Source organism: Brachybacterium sp. Marseille-Q7125 (genome assembly GCF_023062615.1).
GTDB lineage: Bacteria > Actinomycetota > Actinomycetes > Actinomycetales > Dermabacteraceae > Brachybacterium.
Genome location: NZ_JALLAL010000182.1, coordinates 1 through 418, shown reverse-complemented (window position 1 = coordinate 418; position 418 = coordinate 1). Strand labels below are relative to the sequence as shown.

The 418-nt window shown below is 43.8% G+C and carries 1 rRNA gene; it reads right to left on the bottom strand.

Annotation, left to right across the window (positions count from 1 at the left end):
• A 23S ribosomal RNA gene (locus tag MU407_RS14205) occupies positions 1 to 391 on the bottom strand; the annotation flags it as partial.
• Positions 392 to 418: the final 27 nt, after the last annotated feature.

Genomic DNA, 418 nt, shown 5'->3' with positions numbered 1-418 from the left:
CGGGAAAACAAGGCAAATCAATAGTCGAATGGAGAAGAGGAGAAAAACAAGCGTTCTTATGAGAGGTGCAGTGGGAGACCGGGCAGAGGCCCCGAAGCGAAATAAAATTGTTTTTGTGTATTTGATACCCCCGGTTAAGATCGCCGCTACTTACGGAATCGAATTTCTTTCTCTTCCTTCAGGTACTTAGATGTTTCAGTTCCCTGAGTTCCCCTCATTAAGCTATGTATTCACTTAATGATACTTAGACATTACTCTAAGTGAGTTTCCTCATTCGGAAATCTTCGGATCAAAGTTTACGTGCAACTCCCCGAAGCTTATCGCAGCTTATCACGTCCTTCATCGGCTCCTAGTGCCAAGGCATCCGCCCTGCACCCTTAATAACTTGACCAGTTAAAAAGGTTTGATAGATTAGAAG